Here is a 16,864-nt window from a genome sequence, read left to right as displayed (position 1 = left end):
CTTCTCCTGTGGGAGGGGAGGTGCGGGGCGGTTTCAGGCACGGCCGGAGGCCAGGTCCATCAGCCGTGCGAGGACGCGGTCGCCCGAGGCGGTGACACCGTCGTGCTCCCACTCGTTGCTGACCCATGCGCGCAGGGAGCCGACCGCGCCGGCGGTGCGCAGGGACAGCCCGGCGTCCACGTACATGTCGTCGTGGTAGACGGCGGCGGCGACGGGAACCCGGTTGGCGGCGAGCCGGGCGGGGTCGTACAGGTCGGGCCAGTCGGTGCGTTCGGCGAGGAGGTGGACGGCCTCGCCGAACGGGCGCAGTCCGGCGGTCTCCTCGAACATCCAGGGGTAGAACATCTCGCCGGTGAACAGCAGCGGATCGGCGTCCTCGGCGAACTCCGGGTGCCGGGCCAGGGCACGGGCGGCGGCCCAGCCCGTGGCGACGCCCCGGCGGCCGTAGATCGACTCCTGGAGGACGGCGAACAGCGGGTTGTCGGTGAACGAGGTCAGGTTCGTCACCTGCTGCAGGAACGTGGCCGAGGGCTCGCCGTCGGGGTCGAGCGCCTCGTCGAGCAGCCAGTGCAGGCGCTCGGCGCCGTCTCCCATGCCCAGCACCAGGCCGAGGACGCGCAGCCGCCGTACGGTGAGCCGGTCGCCGTCGGGGAGCCGGACCGGCTGTCGTTCGATGAGGTCCGCCAGCCGGCGCACCAGTTGGCGGTCACCGGGGTAGCGGGCGTAGTACGCGGTCGTCTTCTCCCGCACGCGGGGGTAGGTGGCGGCGTACACGTCGTCGGCTGTGGCGTCCAGGCCGGGCAGGCCGCCCGTGACGTAGCAGGCGCGCAGGCCCTCCGGGGCGAACGAGAGGTAGGTCATTGTGAGGAAACCGCCGTAGCTCTGGCCGAGGGTCTCCCACGGGCGGTCCCCGCACAGTTGGCGTCTGATCAGTTCGGCGTCGGCGACGATCGAGTCAGCGCGGAACCGGCCGAGGTGGTCGGCCAGCTCCCGGGCCGAGCCGAACCGGGCGGCGGTGCGTGCGGTCACCGGGGTGCTGCGGCCGGTGCCCCGCTGGTCGAGCAGCAGCACCCGGTGCGTCCTCAGGGCGTGTCCGAGCCAGCCGCCGGTGGCGTTCGGCGGGCGCGGGGACTTGCCGCCGGGTCCGCCCTGGAGGTAGAGGAGCCACGGCAGCCGGTCGTCGCCGGCCTCCGCCGGATCGCAGAGCTCCCGGGCGAACACCTCGATCGTCGCCCCGGTGGGGTCGGCGTGGTCGAGCGGGACGGTGAAGACGTGGTCGGTCACCGCCAGTCCCGGCAGGTGGTAGCTGGACCGGATCACGGCGTCCTCTCGGGGTAGTGGCAGGCGACCTGCTGGCCGTGGGCGATCGTCCGCAGCTCCGGGCGCTCGGCGGCGCAGAGCTCGTCGGCCTTGGGGCAGCGGGTGCGGAAGCGGCAGCCGCTGGGCGGGTCGAGCGGGCTCGGCAGGTCGCCGGTGAGCACGATCCGCTCCCGCCCCCGTTCGGCATCCGGGTCGGGCAACGGCACAGCGGACAGCAGGGCGTGGGTGTAGGGGTGGGCGGGGTGGGCGAACAGGGTGTCGCGGTCGGCGGTCTCGACGATCGAGCCGAGGTACATCACGGCGATCCGGGTGCTGATCTGGCGGACGGCGCCGAGGTCGTGCGCGATGAACAGGTAGCTCAGCCCGTAGTCGTCCTGCAGGTCCTTGAGCAGATTGAGGATCTGGGCCTGGACCGAGACGTCGAGTGCCGACACCGGCTCGTCGCACACCACCAGCTTCGGGCGCAGCGCCAAGGCGCGTGCGATGCCGATGCGTTGCGCCTGCCCGCCGGAGAACTCGTGCGGGTACCGGTCGGCGTGCTCGGCCCTCAGCCCGACCCGGGCCAGCAGCTCCTCGACCGGCTGCTCGGGTCCGAGGCCCTGGTACCGGGAGGGGGCGGTGAGGATCCGGCGGACGCTGTGGCGGGGGTTGAGGGAGGAGAAGGGGTCCTGGAAGACCATCTGCAGCTCGCGGCGGACGGGACGCAGGGCGGTCCCGTCCAGTTCGGCGAGGTCGCGGCCGAGGAAGCGGATGCTGCCGGAGGTGGGCTTCTCCAGCCGCGTGATCAGCCTGGCGACGGTGGACTTCCCGCACCCGGACTCGCCGACCAGGCCGAGGGTCTCGCCGGGCCGGACGGTCAGGGAGACCCCGTCGACGGCCGCCACGTGGCCGGCCAGGCGTCGGGTCAGGCCGTGGCGCACCGGGAACCGCTTGACCAGGTTCCGCGTTTCGAGCAGAGCCGGGTGCTCCCCCTCCGGCCGGTCGCCTCCGTGCACGGTGGTCCTCCTGGTGGTTCGTTCGTTCACGTGGTCGTCCCGAGGGTGGGCAGCCGGTCCGGCAGGGGTCCGTCGATGCGCGGAACGCAGGCCAGCAGCCCACGGGTGTACGGCTGTCGCGGCGTGTGGAAGACGTCCCGCACGGGGCCGCGCTCGACCGCGTGTCCTCGGTGCATCACCACGACCTGGTCGGCCAGGCCGGCGACCACGCCCATGTCGTGGGTGATCAGCATGATCGCGGTACCGGCCTCCTCCCGGAGCTCCCGCAGGAGTTGGAGGATCTGGGCCTGGACGGTGACGTCCAGCGCGGTGGTGGGCTCGTCGGCGATCAGCAGGTCGGGTTCCAGGCACAGGGCCATCGCGATCATCACCCGCTGGCGCATCCCTCCGGAGAACTCGTGCGGGTAGCTGCGGGCGCGCCGCTCCGGCTCCGGTATGCCGACCCGCTCCAGCATGCGCACGGCGACCCGGTACGCCTCCTTCCGTCCGGTGCGGTGGTGGGCCCGGTACGCCTCGGCGATCTGGAAGGAGACCGAGTAGTAGGGGTTGAGGCAGGACAGCGGGTCCTGGAAGATCATCGCCATCCTGTTTCCGCGCAGGCGGCGCAGCGAGCGCTGGTCGAGTGCGGTCAGCTCCTGCCCGTCGAAGCGGATCTCGCCGTTGACCCGGGCGTCGCGCAGCAGGCCGAGGACGGCCAGGCTGGTGACCGACTTGCCGCTGCCGGACTCGCCGACCACGCCGAGCACTCGGCCGGCGTCCAGGTCGAGGTCGAGTCCGTCCACGGCGCGTACGCCGGAGCGGAAGTCCACGGTCAGCCCGCGTATCGTCAGCAGGGTCATCCGAGGGCCCTCACTCTCGGGTCGAGAACCGCGTACACGAGGTCCACGATCAGGTTGGCGAGCACCACGAAGGAGGCCGCGAACAGCGTCACGCCGAGGATCACCGGCTGGTCGGCGGAGGAGATCGCGTCGGCCGCGAGCTTGCCGACGCCGGGTAGGCCGAAGACCGACTCGGTGATGAGCGCGCCGCCGAGCAGCGCGCCCAGGTCCATGCCGAAGATCGTCACGACCGGCATGAGCGCGGGCCGCAGGGCGTGCCGCCGCACGACCGTGACTTCGGACAGGCCCTTGGCGCGGGCGGTGCGCACGTAGTTCCGGCCGAGGCTCTCCAGCATCTCGCTGCGGGTGACCCTGGCGTAGATCCCGGCGTACAGCATGGCGAGGGTGATCCACGGCATGAGCATCGACTGCGCCCAGCCGGCGGGGTCGGCGGTGAACGGCACGACCTGCGGGTACGGCAGCAGCTCCAACCGGACCACCAGCAGGTACTGCAGCACCAGAGCGGTGAAGTAGACGGGCAGCGAGACTCCGCCCAGAGCGGCCGTCATCGCGGCCCGGTCCCACAGGCTGCCGCGCCGCAGTGCCGAGACCGTCCCGGCGCCGACCCCGACGGCGAGCCACAGCACCGCCGCGCCGAGGGCGATCGAGAAGCTGACGGGCAGCCTGCCGGTGAGCATCCGCCACACGGGCTGGTCGGTCTGGAAGCTGAATCCCAGGCACGGGAAGGGGCAGTCGACGGCCTGCGCGCCCGTGCCGTAGGTCCGCCCCGTGAGGATGCCGGTCAGGTAGTCGCGGAACTGGACCAGCGGCGAGTGGTTCAGCCCGAGGGTGGTGCGGATCTCGGCGATCCGCTCCGGACTGCACGCCTTGCCGCAGGCGCCCTGCGCCGGGTCGGCCGGCATCAGGTAGAAGATCGCGAAGGTGGCGGCGCAGACCACCAGCAGGACGGCCGCCGTGACGGCCAGTCTGCGCAGCAGGTAGGAGATCATCGTTGCTGGCTCCGGGGGTCGAGCGCATCGCGGACCGCGTCGCCGAGCACGTTGAAGGCGAGCACGGTGACGAACAGGAACACGCCGGGGATCAGGAAGTAGGCGGGGTCGGCGGCGTACCAGGGCACGGCACCGGCGATCATCTGCCCCCAGGAGGGCGTGGGGGCCTGGACGCCGATGCCGAGGAAGGACAGCCCGGCTTCGGTGGCGATGCAGCCGGGGATCGACATGGTGGCCACCACCAGCACCGGCCCGGTCAGGTTGGGCAGCACCTCGCGCGCCAGCAGCGCCCCCCGGGAGGCGCCGAGCACCCGGGCCGCCGCCACGAACTCGCCCCGAGCGAGCACCATCGCCTGTCCGCGCACGATCCGCCCGACGTACGGCCACCCGAAGAAGCCGAGCACCACGACCAGCAGGAGCCGGCGGTCCACGCCCGGTGCGGCGGAGATCAGCGCGATCATGAAGATCAGGCTGGGGAAGGACAGCAGCAGATCCATGCCGCGGCCGATCACGGTGTCCGCCCAACCGCCGAAGAACCCGGCGACCAGGCCGAGCGCCGTGCCCAGCACCACCGACAGCGCGGTGGCGAGCACGGCGATCAGCAGCGACACCTGCGTCCCGTACACCACCCGGGCCAGCACGTCCCGGCCGTTGACCGGCTCCACACCCAGCCAGTGCCGGGCGCTGATCCCGCCCGCCGCACCACGCGGCAGGCCGCCGAGCGCGGGGTCCACCGCGTCACCGTGGAAGGCCGTCGGCGAGCTCCCGGCGACCCAGGTGATCAGCGGCGCCGCCAGCGCGACCAGGACCAGCCCCGCCACCACGGCCAGCGCCAGGGCCGCCGACCGCCGGGCGACCAGCTTCCGGATCACCGTCACCTGCGCAACCCCAGGCAGACCAGGTCGAGCCGGCCGACGTAGGCGATGTGCCCGTACGCTCCGGTGACGTTCGGGCCGACCAGGACCGGCGCCTTGTCCCACAGGAACGGCACCACCGGGGCGTCCTGCATGATCTGCTGCGCCAGCTGCCCGTACGCCGTCCGGGCCGCCGCCGGGTCGCCGATCGCGGCGATCTCGTCGATCCGGGCCTCCACCGCCGGGGAGTCGTACTGCGCGTAGTTGTTGTTCCCCTGGCCGGTGACCAGCCGTCCGTCGAAGACGATCGGCAGGTACGTCGAGGCGCCCGGCCAGTCCGGGGACCAGCCGGCGATCACCAGGTCGTGTTCCTGGGAGGTGTTGCCGACCGTGCTGTAGAAGGCGGAGGAGCTGATCTCGTTGATCTTCACGGTGATGCCGGCCCGCCCGAGAGAGGCCTGCACCGCCTCGGCCTGCGCTCTGCCGGCGGCCGAGGCCGGGGCGTCGAGGGTCAGGGTGAGGTCGGAGGCGTGGCCCGCCTCGGCGAGCAGTGCCCTGGCCTTGTCCGGGTCGCCCTTGCCGTCCTTGGTCGGGTAGGGATCCTCGGCCTGGTCACCGAGGGCCGGCGGCAGCAGGCTGGTCGCCAGGTCACCGGCGATCGGACCGCCGCGGGTGGTGCGCAGGGCGTCCTTGTCCAGCGCGTACGCGATGGCCCGGCGCACCCGGACGTCGTCGAGCGGCTTGTGCCCGTTGTTGATGCTCAGGTAGCGGGTGTTGATCGAGTCGCCGGTGACCAGCCGGCTCCTCAGCCGCGGGTCGTTCAGCACCCGTCCGACCGAGGCGGGGCCGATCGGCTCCATCGCGACGGCGTTCGCGTCCTCCCCCTGGCCGGCGATCAGCCGCTGGTCGACCACCGCCGCGTCCAGACCGAGGTCGATGACGACCTTGTCGGGCAGAGCCTTGCGGACGGTGTCGGTGGCCGGGTCCCAGTCGGTGTTGCGGACCAGGGTGAGCTGCTTCTTCGGGTCGAAGCCGTCGACCTTGTAGGGGCCGGAGGAGAACGGGCGGGAGTCGTAGGTGACGCCGGTGTCCTTGTCCTGCGGCACGGGGGCGAACATCGGCAGCGACACCGCCGAGCCGAAGTCGGCCACCGGCCGCTTGAGGCGGAAGACGACGGTGTCGGCGTCGGGGGTCTCGATCGAGGCGAGCCCGGCCGGGTCCTTGTAGGGGCCCTTGTAGCTGTCGCCGCCCACCAGCCACATCCGGGCGTACGGCGGGCCCTCGGGCAACTCGGCGGCGAAGGTCCGCTCGACGCCGTACTTGACGTCCTTGCTGGTGATCGGGCGGCCGTCCTCGAACTTCACGCCCGGTTTGAGGGTGAAGGTCCAGGTCTTCGCGCCGTCGCTGGGACGGCCGGTGTCGGTGGCCAGATCCGGCACGGTCTTCCCGCCCGCCTGGCCCGGAGCCGCGGCGAAGGTGGTCAGCGTCCGGTAGATCAGCCGGCCCACGTCCTGCGAGGACGTGACGTAGTTGCGCGCCGGATCCAGATGCTCCAGGTCGAGCGTGGACAGCACGTGCAGCGTGCCGCCCTTCACCGCGGCCGCGTTCGGTCCGGGCGCCCCGCCGCTCGAACCCGTACAGCCGGCAACCGACAGCAGTCCGAGGGCCACGGTGAGGGCCGGCCCCACTCTTCGCCGTGTCACGTCTCCTCCTTGCGCGATGTGACATTTCACATGCAGGAAGAGTGACCGGCCGAGGTGCCACCCGGGAAGATCCCGGCACCCCATCACATGGCGTTATGGAGCCCCGCGGTGCCGCGGCCAGCCCGGGGACAATTACTTGACAACCTCAACCATCCACCCTACCGTCGACATTACTTGAGGACATGAACCATCGAGTGGCTCAACACTTGCTGCGAGGAGCACCACCATGAAGGCCATCACCTACCGCGGCTACGGCGGACCGGACGTCCTGGAGTACGGCGAGGTGCCCGAGCCCAAGCTCGGCCCGGACTCCGTCCTGGTCCGCGTGGCGGCGGCCTCGGTCAACCCGGTCGACTGGAAGATCCAGGCCGGCTACCTCGACAGCGCGCTGGACGTCGTCTTCCCCGTGATCCCCGGCTGGGACGTCGCCGGTGTCGTGGAGCGGGTCGGCGTCGGGGTCACCGAGTTCGCCCCGGGCGACGACGTGATCGGCTACGTCCGCGAGGACATGGTGCGCCGCGGCACCTTCGCCGAGTACGTCGCCGCCCCCGTGCGCACCCTCGCCCGCAAGCCCGCCAACCTCGACTTCACCCAGGCCGCCGGCCTGCCACTGGCCGGCCTCACCGCGTACCAGGCGCTGACCCGCACCCTCGGGCTCAAGCCGGGCGAGACCGTGCTGGTCCACGCGGCCGCCGGCGGGGTCGGCTCGCTCGCCGTCCAGATCGCCGTCGCCCTGGGCGCCCGGGTGATCGGCACGGCCGGCGAGCGCAACCACGACTACCTGCGCACCCTCGGCGCCGAGCCGGTGGCCTACGGCGAGGGCCTGGCCGACCGCGTCCGCGCACTGGCGCCGGACGGCGTCGACGCCGTCCTCGACCTGGTCGGCGGCGAGGCCCTCCAGATCTCGCCGGCCCTGCTCTCCGACGGCGGCCGACTCGCCTCCGTCGCCGACGGCGCCGTCCTCGCCCTCGGCGGCCGCTACGTCTTCGTGCGCCCCGACGTCGCCGACCTGACCGCCCTGACCGACCTCGCCGAGAGCGGCCGGCTCACCGTCGAGGTCGCGGCGACGTTCCCGCTGGAGCGGGCAGCCGACGCCCAGCGCCTCAACGCCGCCGGCCACACCCGCGGCAAGATCGTCGTCACCGTCCCCTGACCTCACTCGCCCCCGGGCGGCCCGCCCGCCGGTGCCGCCCCGCACCACCCGGAAGGACCCACCGTGTCCCTCGTCGTGATCAGCGACTGGCTCGCCGACACCGGCGCCGAGCAACGCGTCGCCGACCTGCTCCCCGCCGTCACCGAGGCCGCGCTGACCGAGCCCGGCGTGCTCTCCTTCCGGGTGGTGCGCTCCCTGCGCGACCGGTCCGCCTTCGTCGTCTTCGCCGAGTACGAGGACGAGCAGGCGCTGGCCGCCCACCGCGAGAGCGCCCCGTACCAGCGGCTGGTCCTCGCCGGCATCACCCCTCACCTCATCGACCGCCAGGCCGAGGCCTACGCCGTCGTGTGACGGGAGCACGCACCGACGGGACGGTGGCACTGCCGACTGCCCGACCGGGTCAGCGCACCGGGGTCAGTGGTGACAGTGCCCGGTGCGGACCGCCGGCCGGCGAACGGGCGGCGCCCGGTGCGGACGGGTCCACCTGCTGACCGGCACCCACTTCCTGGAGGAACCCCGGCCGCGCGTCGGCCGGCGACCTGGTCGGCGGCTCGCCGCACTCGACGGCGGCGGAGCCGGACCGACGTCGACCGGTCATCACAGCACCGGCAGCCCTGTCAGGCGACACGTGGGGGCTCCGATCGGAAGGTGAGTACGGCCGACGGGGCGGGCCGACTGCGGCCGCCCGCCCTCGCCGTTCTCCCTCAGTGGTCGCCCAGCGCGGAAAGGTCGCCGCCCGATCGGGACTTCCCTCGGCAGGACATCCGCCACCGGCGCCCACGGCGCTTCATCCGGTCGTGCCGCCGCCTCCGACCCGGCGGGTTTCCAGGCGGAGGTGTTCTTCCTGGTGCGGGTGGCCGTGGCCGACGCGTAACAGCGCGGCTTGCCTCACTCGGGGTCGGGAGTCTGCGCGATGCCGTGGAGCCGGTGGGCGGTTCGGCAGTAGGACAGTGGGGTGCCTGTCGGTACCGCCGGCCCTTCCGGTGAGGCGACCGCCCGCCCCTCGCCGGGCAGGCGGGGCCGGATCGGTCCGCGCCCGACGGAAATCCCGTCAACTCCAATGACCCTCCCCCGTGCTGGTCAAGGGTACGCAAAGAGAGGGAATGGTGAAAGCGGCGGTCGCTTCAAGCCAAGGTGCGACCTGAAAACTGCGTCACGAACCCGTTGTTCACAACATCACCCGAGCCTTCACCCGAGATTCAAAACCGGCTCACCCCGTCTGAGGTTCGCGTCGGGAGAACGTCCGTCCGGCCACCCGCCGCACACCCGGGATTCGCCGGGACGGCGGCTCTCCGACACCGGCCGACGCCCGTCCAGCGGTCGGCCGCCGCACCCCGGCGCGGGGGCTCCGGCGCCCACGAGCCGCCCGCGGCCCCGCGCTGTCGGGTGGCTCGGCCGCACGCGCGGGAGCGCCGGACCGGCGACAGCACGGGAGCGCCGGGCCGACGACCGCGGACGCGTCGGCGCCGGGCAGCCCGGCGGCGCAGACCGCCTCGGCGACACCGCGACATCACCTTCGGGCGCGGCCGTAACCTTGCGCACTGACGCCCACTCATCGTCCCTGAGCAGCAGGGTGATCCGTCGCCCGGGCCGGCCCGGTCGGCCGGTCCGGCCGGGCTGCGGGCGACGCTCGGGAAAGGTGACTTTTCCCACATTCGGACGCAGGTCGGTCGCTCGCTCGCAGTCACTGCCCGGGAGCCGCGAGCCTGCCGTTCCGAGCGCCCCGCGGGCCCGCCGGCCCCTCCCGCACCAGCACTCCCAGCAGCACCAGCCCGGCGCCCCGGTCCGGACCGCCCACAGGGCCGCGACCTCGGCCGATCGCGGCGTCCGGCGCTGCGGACACGAGGCCGAGCCGAATGGAACTCCCTTTAAACCTGCGGCAGAAATTGACCGTCGGGCCCGCCTGGCACAAGGGGGTCATCGGGGTCGGTGCGAAGGCCCGCCAAGCCGCGCTGACCCGTCAGTTCCGACACGGATCGACGACGCTGCGCGACGATCGCGGCGCAAAAGTAAGGGGTACCCCCTACTTTCCCTCCGATGTCTAACATGCCGGTGGAAGGGCCCCCAGTAGCGTCTCGACTACTGTCGAGTCCTGTGACCGGGGGATCTCTTACGAATCAGACGGGCGGCCATGGGTCAACCGTGTACGACTTGAAGGCAGGGTGGGGACATGATTGAAAAGGCAACCAATAGCCCGTGGCTGATCCGATTCCATCCTGTGCAGGAGCCGAAGGCGCGGTTGGTGTGCCTCCCGCACGCCGGAGGCTCCGCCTCTTCCTACTTCGCGATGTCGCGCGCGCTCGCCTCACGCGCCGATGTGGTCGCCGTTCAGTACCCCGGCCGGCAGGACCGCCGGGCCGAGCCCTGCATCACCGACCTCGGTGAGCTGGCGGACGCGATCGCGACCGAGCTGGAGCCCCACCTGGACCTGCCGCTGGTGCTGTTCGGCCACAGCTTCGGCGCGATGCTCGCCTTCGAGGTGGCCCGGCGGCTGGAGCAGCGCGGCCACACCGGCCCGCTGCACGTCATAGCCTCCGGGCGGCGGGCTCCGTCGACCCACCGCGAGGAGTCCGTGCACACCCGCGACGACGACGGGGTCATCGCCGAGATGCGGCTGCTGAGCGGGACCGACGCCCGCCTGCTGGCCGACGAGGAACTGATGCGGATGGCCCTGCCGGCCATCCGGGGCGACTACACGGCGGTGGAGACGTACCGGGCGGAGCCGGGGGCTGCCACCCGCGCACCGATCACCGTCCTCACCGGCGACGCCGACCCGCGGACCTCGGCGACGGAGGCGGCCGCCTGGGAGAACCACACCAGTGGCGGCTTCACCCTGCACACCTTCCAGGGCGGCCACTTCTTCCTGGGCGACCACATGGAGGAGGTGGTGCGGATCGTGGCCGGCTGTCTCGTCTGACCACGATGCGGCCGTGAAACGACCGGGATCTACCGACCGCCCATCGCGCGGTGCTCCACAAGACTTACCGGACGGTCTGCCAGGCGGGCGGAGACCGGACGCTCGGGGGAGAGTGAAACATTTGGCCACTCAAATATCGGTACGGACCGATCAACTGGCGCTGCTGGGGAAGCTCCTGGACAGCGCACGGCAGGGCCGGGGGCGCGTGGCCCTGCTCAGCGGCCCGGTGGCGAGCGGGAAGACCGCACTGCTGACGGGCTTCGGTGACGACGCGCTGGCGGACGGGGCGGTCCTGCTGGACTGCACGGGAGACCCGGCCGAGAGCGCGCTGCCGTTCGCACTGGCGCGGAAGATCTTCGAGAACGCGCCGCTGACCGCCTCGGCGCGGGCCGAGGCGACCCGGCTGCTCGACGAGGCCCGGGGCGAACCGGACGCCCACGGGCAGATGCTGGCCATGCGGAAGCTGGTCGCCCTCCTGCTCGACACGGCGAAGGAGCAGCCGGTCGTCATCGCTGTCGACGATGTCCACGCCAGTGACCCGGCATCGCTGCGCTTCCTGCTCTACCTGGTCCGGCGGATCCGGCACGCCCGCGTCCTGGTCGTGCTCAGCGAACCCGCCCGGCCGGGACCGGAACAGCGGAACCTGCACGCGGAACTCGCGCACCTGCCGCACTGCACCAGGCTGCGGCTCAAGCTGCTGTCGCCCGCCGGCACCGCCGAGCTGCTGGAGGAGTACCTCCCCCCGGCGGCCGCGACCGGGCTGGCGTTCGAATTCCACAACATCACCGGCGGCAGCCCGCTGCTGCTCCGGGGGCTGATCGAGGACCACCTGACGGCCACCGAGGCCGGGGAGTCGGCCCCCTCCGTCGTGCGGGGCGAGCACTACGCGCAGGCCGTGATCGACTGCCTGCGCCGCCTCGGCCCCGAGGCGCCGGCCGTCGCCCGGGGCATGGCGGTGCTCGGGGGGTCCGGCACCCCGAAGTTCGTGGCCCAGCTGCTCGACCTCCCCGACAAGACCGTCGAGAAGGCCGCGGCCGACCTCTCCCGGAGTGGTCTGCTGCGCCAGGGCGTCTTCCGCGACGCCCGGGCCGCCACCCTGGTGCTGGAGGCCACGCCCGCCGGGACCGTCACCCGGCTGCGCACCCGGGCCGCCGAGATGCTCTACGCGTACGGGTGCGCGGCGCCCGAGGTCGCCCGCCACCTGGTGGCGGCGGGAGTGCCGGGCGCAGCGTGGACGGTGCCGGTGCTCCAGGAGGCCGCCGAGTACGCGCTGGCCAACGGGGACATGGAGTTCGTCCAGCGCGCCCTGGCGCTGGCCCAGGAATCCTCCGACGACGACCAGTTGCGCGCCTCCCTCAGGGTGAAGCTGGCCGGGGTGACCTGGCGGGCCGATCCGGCCGCCGTCGACGTGCAGGTCGCGCAGCTCCTGCCGAGTTCGGAGCCGGAGCCGGACGCGACGGCCGAGCAGCTGTCCACCAGCGACCTCGTGGTCACCGTCGCCTACCTGGCGTGGTCGGGCCGACTGGACCGGGCGACCGGGCTGCTGGACGCCCTGGAGGAGCACCCCGGCTGGTCCGGCGGCGAGGAGCGCACCGCGCTCGCCACCGCCCGGCACTGGCTGGCCATGCTCAGCCCGCCGCTGCACTTGCCGGACGGCATCCGGACCCCGGCCGGCGCCGGCGACGCCATCGCCGGCGACGCGGACACCGCGCACCGGCACACCGCGTGGGCCGTCACCGCGGCCCTGTCCGACCAGGGCCGGCGCTCCGACGCGGTGTCCGAGGCGACCCGGGTGCTGCAGCGCTACCAGCTCAACGACGGCTTCATCCAGCCCCTGGTGTTCGCCCTGTGGGCGCTGGTCTACGCCGAGCGGCTCGACCTCGCGCTGCCCTGGTGCGAGCGGCTGCTGACCGAGTCCGCGGACCGTCACGCGCCGGTCTGGCAGGCGCTGTTGTTGTCCGTGCGGGCGGAGATCGCACTGCGCCAGGGCGACCTGCCCGCGGCCCGGCGCCACGCCGAGCGGGCGCTGTCCCGGATGAGCCAGAAGAGCTGGGGGCTGGGCTCCTGCCTGCCGCTGGCCACCCTCGTCCAGGCGCACACCGGCATGGGCAGCTACGAGGAGGCGCGCATCCTGCTCGGCTGGGCCCTGCCCAAGTCCTTCGGACAGACGCTGCCGGGGCTGCACTACCGCCGTGCCCGGGGCCGCTGGAACCTCGCGATGGGCCGCTACCACGTGGCGCTGGAGGACTTCCTCGGCTGCGGGGAGCTGATGGCGGAGTGGGGCTGCGACGTCCCCGAGCTGGTGCCGTGGCGGCTGGACGCGGCGGAGACCTGGCTTGCGCTCGGCCAGGCCGACAAGGCGCGCGAACTGGCCGAGGAGCAGCTGGCCCGAAGCCCGGAGCAGTTGCGCGGGGTCACCCTGCGGGTGCTCGGTTCGGCGACCGGCGGGCAGCTCGGGCTGCGGTACCTCCAGGAAGCGGCAGAGTTGCTGGAGGACGGCGACGACCGGATGCAACTGGCGCTGGCCCTGGCGGAGTTGGGCCGGGCGTACCGCTCGCTCGACGACGTCAACCGGGCCCGGATGCTGGTACGCAAGGCGTGGCACCTGGCCAAGGCCTCCGGCGCGGAGCCGCTGTACCGTCAACTGATCCCGGGGTACGCGGACGCGGACGCCGAGCCCAACGCACCGGGCCACGAGCCCACCCCGCAGCAGGACGCCGCGTCGTTGACCGAGGCGGAGAACCGGGTGGCGTTGCTGGCCGCGCACGGCCACACCAACCGGGAGATCGCCTCGAAGCTCTACGTCACGGTGAGCACGGTCGAACAGCATCTCACCCGCATCTACCGGAAGTTGAACGTGAAGCGGCGGCGTGACCTGCCCACCAAGCTGTCCGCGAGCGACCTGCAGCCGAAGGCGACCCCCGGACCGGCGACGGGCGGGCCGGTCGCGGTGCTGAGCACCCACGCTGTCGGCACAGGTCTATACAATTAAGCTGATCAGCATCACGCGTCACACGGACCGCACTCGGGGAGGTGCGGCCGATCGCAGGACACGGCTGGGACTTCACGGGGAACGCAGTCACAGCCGCAGTCGGGGCCGCCCCGGGGTGGGCGGTCTTCGGGCTGGGACGGCGCAGCACACGGGTGAACGGACGGATGCGGGCGACGGCCCGCCGGGGCCGTCCGTTCCCCGCTGTGCGCAGCGGACGAAAAGGGATACGGCGATGGTGAGGAACACAAGCAGCCGCTCGACAGGGCTCCACGCGTTTCTGGCAGGGAGCCTCCTGGGGGTGGGCAACCGCCCCCGGCCGAAGATCACGAGCATCGGCGGGGCAGCGGGCACCGGCAAGACCACGCTGCTCTACGAGATCACGGAACGCGCCGCCCGACGCGGGGGCACCGTCGTCAGCGCGGTGGCCTCTCCGGCGGAGCAGGGTCTGCCGTACGAGGTGATCGAACAGCTCCGGCAGGGCCTGCCGGGCGGTGGGGGGGCGCGGCCGCGGTGGCTGGAGACCACCGGTCCGGTCCCGCCGCACGTCCTGGACGAACTCCGGCGGGAGTTCACCGGCCCGCGGGCGGGGCACCCGGTGCTGATCACCGTCGACGACGCCCAGTTCGCCGACCAGCACTCCCTGCAGTGCCTGCTCCACCTGGTGCGGCACTCCCCCGCGGGCGAGGTGACCGTCATTCTCACCCGGGGTGACCGGGTCGGCGGGCAGTCCTCGCCGCTGGACGAGCTGCTCGCCGACGAGGACGTCCACGAGGTCCGGCTCGGCCCGCTGACCGTCGAGGAAGTCGCCGGAGTGCTCGCCGGGCAGCTACCCGCTGCCGAGGCCAGGCGCCTGGCCCCCACCGTCCACCAGGACGGCGGGGGCAACCCGCTGCTGACCAAGGCGCTGCTGGCCGACCACCTCACACACCAGGCGCCGGGCGACACGTTCCGGCAGGCCGCGCTGCGCTGCATCCACCGCAGCGGGGACGCGGCGCTGGCCGCCGCCCGCGGCCTGGCCCTGCTGGGCAGCGCCGACGGCGCGCCGCACGTGGGCGCCCTGGTCGGCCTCGACGACGGGCAGGCCCGGGACGCGGTGGCCGCACTGGGCGCCGCGGGCATCCTGGCGGGCCCGCACTTCCGCCACGAGGCCGTCCTGGCGGCCGTCCTGGACGACCTGCCCGCCGAGGAGTGCACCCGGCTGCGCCACCGGGCCGCCGAACTGCTGCACCACGGCGGCGCGGACCCGATGAGCGTCGCCGACCAGCTGCTCGGCCTCGACCTGGCCGACCGGCCGGCCGGCCAGGAGTGGGTGTACCGGGTGCTCCAGGAGGCGGCGAACCGGGCGCTCGCGCGCGACGACGTCGGCTATGCCATGCGCTGCCTCCAGCTGGCCGAGCACCACTGCCCCAACGAGGCCGCCCGGCTCCGCGTCAAGTTCGTCCTGGCCCGCCTCACCTGGAGCATGCGGCCCTCCGCCGCGCCCCATCAGGTGCGGTCCCTCGTCGAGCCGGCCCGAGAAGGCCTGATCCCGCCCGACCACACCCTGCGCCTGGTCACCCAGCTCATGTGGTACGGACACCTGGAGGACGCCGTCGTCGTCTTTCGGGGCATCAGTTCCTGGCTGAACGAGGACGACGACGCCCCGCGCCTGGGCGCCGAACTCCAGGCCACCCGGATGCTGATGGCGGCCACCTACCCCGGCGCACTGGACGACACCGAGCAGCCGCAGGCCGCAGGCCCGCAGGGCGGGCCGGCCTCCGGCCGGGCGCCGGACGCCTCCCGGCCGACCGCGTTCCCCGAGCTGACCGGCGTGCCGGCGCCCACGTACGGCCCCGGCTCCGTCTCCGACGCCGGGAAGGCGCTCCAGCACACCCGGCTCACCGACCACAGCCTGGAGACCCTCCGGGCCGCCCTGCTGACCCTCGTCCTGCACGAGCAGCTCGGTGATGCCGACCGGGCCTGCGACCGCCTGCTCTCCCAGGCCTCCTCCAGGCACGCCCGGCCCACGCCCGCGGTGCTGACCGCCATGCGGGGACTGATCTCGCTGCGCCGCGGCCGGCTCTCCGAAGCCGCCGGGCTCGCCGAGTCGGCGCTGCAGCAACTGCCCGCGCGGGCCTGGGGCGTGGCCATCGGCCTGCCGCTGGCGGTGCTGGCAGAGGCTCGGAGCCACATGGGCCGGTACGAGGCCGCCGCCGAGGCGCTCGACCAGCCGGTGCCGAACGCGATGTTCCGGACCCGTTTCGCGCTGGGCTTCATCTACGCGCGTGGGCGGTTCCACCTCGCCACCGGCCGGAACCACGCCGCGCTCGCCGACTTCCTGGAGTGCGGACGGCTGATGGCGCAGTGGGACCTGGACTCCGCGTCGCTCGCCCCCTGGCGGCTGGGCGCGGCCGAGGCGTGGCTGCAGCTGGAGCAGCGCGAGCGGGCCGTCGCCCTGCTCGACGAACACCTCGGCCGCATCCGCCCCTCCCAGGGCCGCACCCGGGGCCAGGCCCTACGGGTGCTCGCGTCCACGGCGCCGGCCACCGAGGCGGCCGAACTCCTGGAGGAAGCGGTCGAGTTGCTGCACGACTCGGACGACCTGTACACCCTGGCGCTGGCCACGGCCGACCTCGGGCGTGCCCACAAGCGGCTGGGCGACCGGGCCAAGGGACGGCTGCTGATGCGCCGTGCCATGCTCCTGGCCGACAGCTGCGGCGCGCACGAGCTCTTCCAGGTCCTCCAGCCTCCTGCGGCGGGCAGTGCCGCAGGAGGTACGGGGCGTCCGCGGCGCCCGGGCCCGCAGGCCGAGGGAGCGCTGACCGCGGCCGAGCGCCGGGTCGCCGCCCTCGCCGCGCACGGGCACACCAACCGGGAGATCGCCGACAAGCTGTTCATCACCGTCAGCACCGTCGAGCAGCACCTCACCCGGGTGTACCGGAAGACCAACATCACCCAGCGTCAGGACCTGTCGGCCGGCCTGCACTTCGATGTCGCCCACTCCGCCTGACCGCCCCGCCCTCGGCCCCCGCCTGCTCGCCGTCAGCGGGTGAGCGGAGGCGAGCGAACCGGCCCCGGGCCGGTTGGGGCCGGGGAGCCGGAAACGGGCGGGAGCCGGTCCTG

General features: G+C 73.1%; 11 protein-coding genes. 5 read left to right on the top strand and 6 right to left on the bottom strand.

Going from position 1 to position 16,864, the window contains the following annotated elements; genetic code table 11:
- Nucleotides 1–33: 33 nt before the first annotated feature.
- The 6 genes from ACFV1W_RS08910 to ACFV1W_RS08885 are packed head-to-tail and all read right to left on the bottom strand — an operon-like array spanning nt 34 to nt 6,700.
- Nucleotides 34–1,317 (bottom strand): alpha/beta fold hydrolase, encoded by a 1,284-nt coding sequence (locus ACFV1W_RS08910; RefSeq protein WP_380414682.1) that lies wholly within the window; start codon nt 1,315–1,317, stop codon nt 34–36.
- A complete protein-coding gene (locus tag ACFV1W_RS08905; RefSeq protein WP_380414462.1) occupies nt 1,317–2,345 on the bottom strand; it encodes an ABC transporter ATP-binding protein in 1,029 nt (342 codons plus the stop codon). The genes ACFV1W_RS08910 and ACFV1W_RS08905 overlap by 1 nt, the downstream gene beginning before the upstream one ends.
- Complete coding sequence (locus ACFV1W_RS08900; protein WP_380414461.1) at nt 2,342–3,154, bottom strand: ABC transporter ATP-binding protein; 813 nt, start codon at nt 3,152–3,154, stop codon at nt 2,342–2,344. Before ACFV1W_RS08900 ends, ACFV1W_RS08905 begins: the two co-directional genes overlap by 4 nt.
- Nucleotides 3,151–4,143 (bottom strand): ABC transporter permease, encoded by a 993-nt coding sequence (locus ACFV1W_RS08895; protein ID WP_380414459.1) that lies wholly within the window; start codon nt 4,141–4,143, stop codon nt 3,151–3,153. Before ACFV1W_RS08895 ends, ACFV1W_RS08900 begins: the two co-directional genes overlap by 4 nt.
- The gene (locus ACFV1W_RS08890; RefSeq protein WP_380414458.1) at nt 4,140–5,021 is read right to left on the bottom strand and encodes an ABC transporter permease; all 882 of its coding nucleotides are present in this window, start codon (nt 5,019–5,021) and stop codon (nt 4,140–4,142) included. The genes ACFV1W_RS08895 and ACFV1W_RS08890 overlap by 4 nt, the downstream gene beginning before the upstream one ends.
- Nucleotides 5,018–6,700: an ABC transporter substrate-binding protein gene (locus ACFV1W_RS08885; RefSeq protein WP_380414456.1), complete on the bottom strand. Its 1,683-nt coding sequence runs from the start codon at nt 6,698–6,700 to the stop codon at nt 5,018–5,020. The genes ACFV1W_RS08890 and ACFV1W_RS08885 overlap by 4 nt, the downstream gene beginning before the upstream one ends.
- A gap of 226 nt (nt 6,701–6,926) precedes the next feature.
- Between ACFV1W_RS08885 and ACFV1W_RS08880 the strand changes: the two genes are divergently transcribed.
- The 5 genes from ACFV1W_RS08880 to ACFV1W_RS08860 all read left to right on the top strand — a co-directional run bounded on the left by ACFV1W_RS08880 (nt 6,927) and on the right by ACFV1W_RS08860 (nt 16,751).
- Nucleotides 6,927–7,853, top strand: coding sequence for an NADP-dependent oxidoreductase (locus ACFV1W_RS08880; RefSeq protein ID WP_380414454.1), 927 nt, complete (start codon nt 6,927–6,929; stop codon nt 7,851–7,853).
- Between the two features lie 63 nt (nt 7,854–7,916).
- On the top strand, nt 7,917–8,204 hold the full coding sequence (locus ACFV1W_RS08875; RefSeq protein ID WP_380414452.1) for a putative quinol monooxygenase: 288 nt from the start codon (nt 7,917–7,919) through the stop codon (nt 8,202–8,204).
- A 1,867-nt stretch (nt 8,205–10,071) separates the two neighbouring features.
- Nucleotides 10,072–10,770, top strand: a complete 699-nt coding sequence (locus ACFV1W_RS08870; RefSeq protein WP_380414450.1) for a thioesterase II family protein — start codon at nt 10,072–10,074, stop codon at nt 10,768–10,770.
- A 121-nt stretch (nt 10,771–10,891) separates the two neighbouring features.
- Entirely contained in the window at nt 10,892–13,762 is a 2,871-nt protein-coding gene (locus ACFV1W_RS08865; protein WP_380414448.1) for an AAA family ATPase, read from the top strand.
- Between the two features lie 298 nt (nt 13,763–14,060).
- Nucleotides 14,061–16,751 carry an AAA family ATPase gene (locus ACFV1W_RS08860; RefSeq protein ID WP_380414446.1) on the top strand — a complete coding sequence of 897 codons (2,691 nt, stop codon included), beginning with the start codon at nt 14,061–14,063 and terminating at the stop codon, nt 16,749–16,751.
- Nucleotides 16,752–16,864: the final 113 nt, after the last annotated feature.

This window comes from Kitasatospora sp. NPDC059648, assembly GCF_042734825.1.
Taxonomy (GTDB): domain Bacteria; phylum Actinomycetota; class Actinomycetes; order Streptomycetales; family Streptomycetaceae; genus Kitasatospora.
This window is presented reverse-complemented; position numbering and strand designations above follow the sequence as displayed.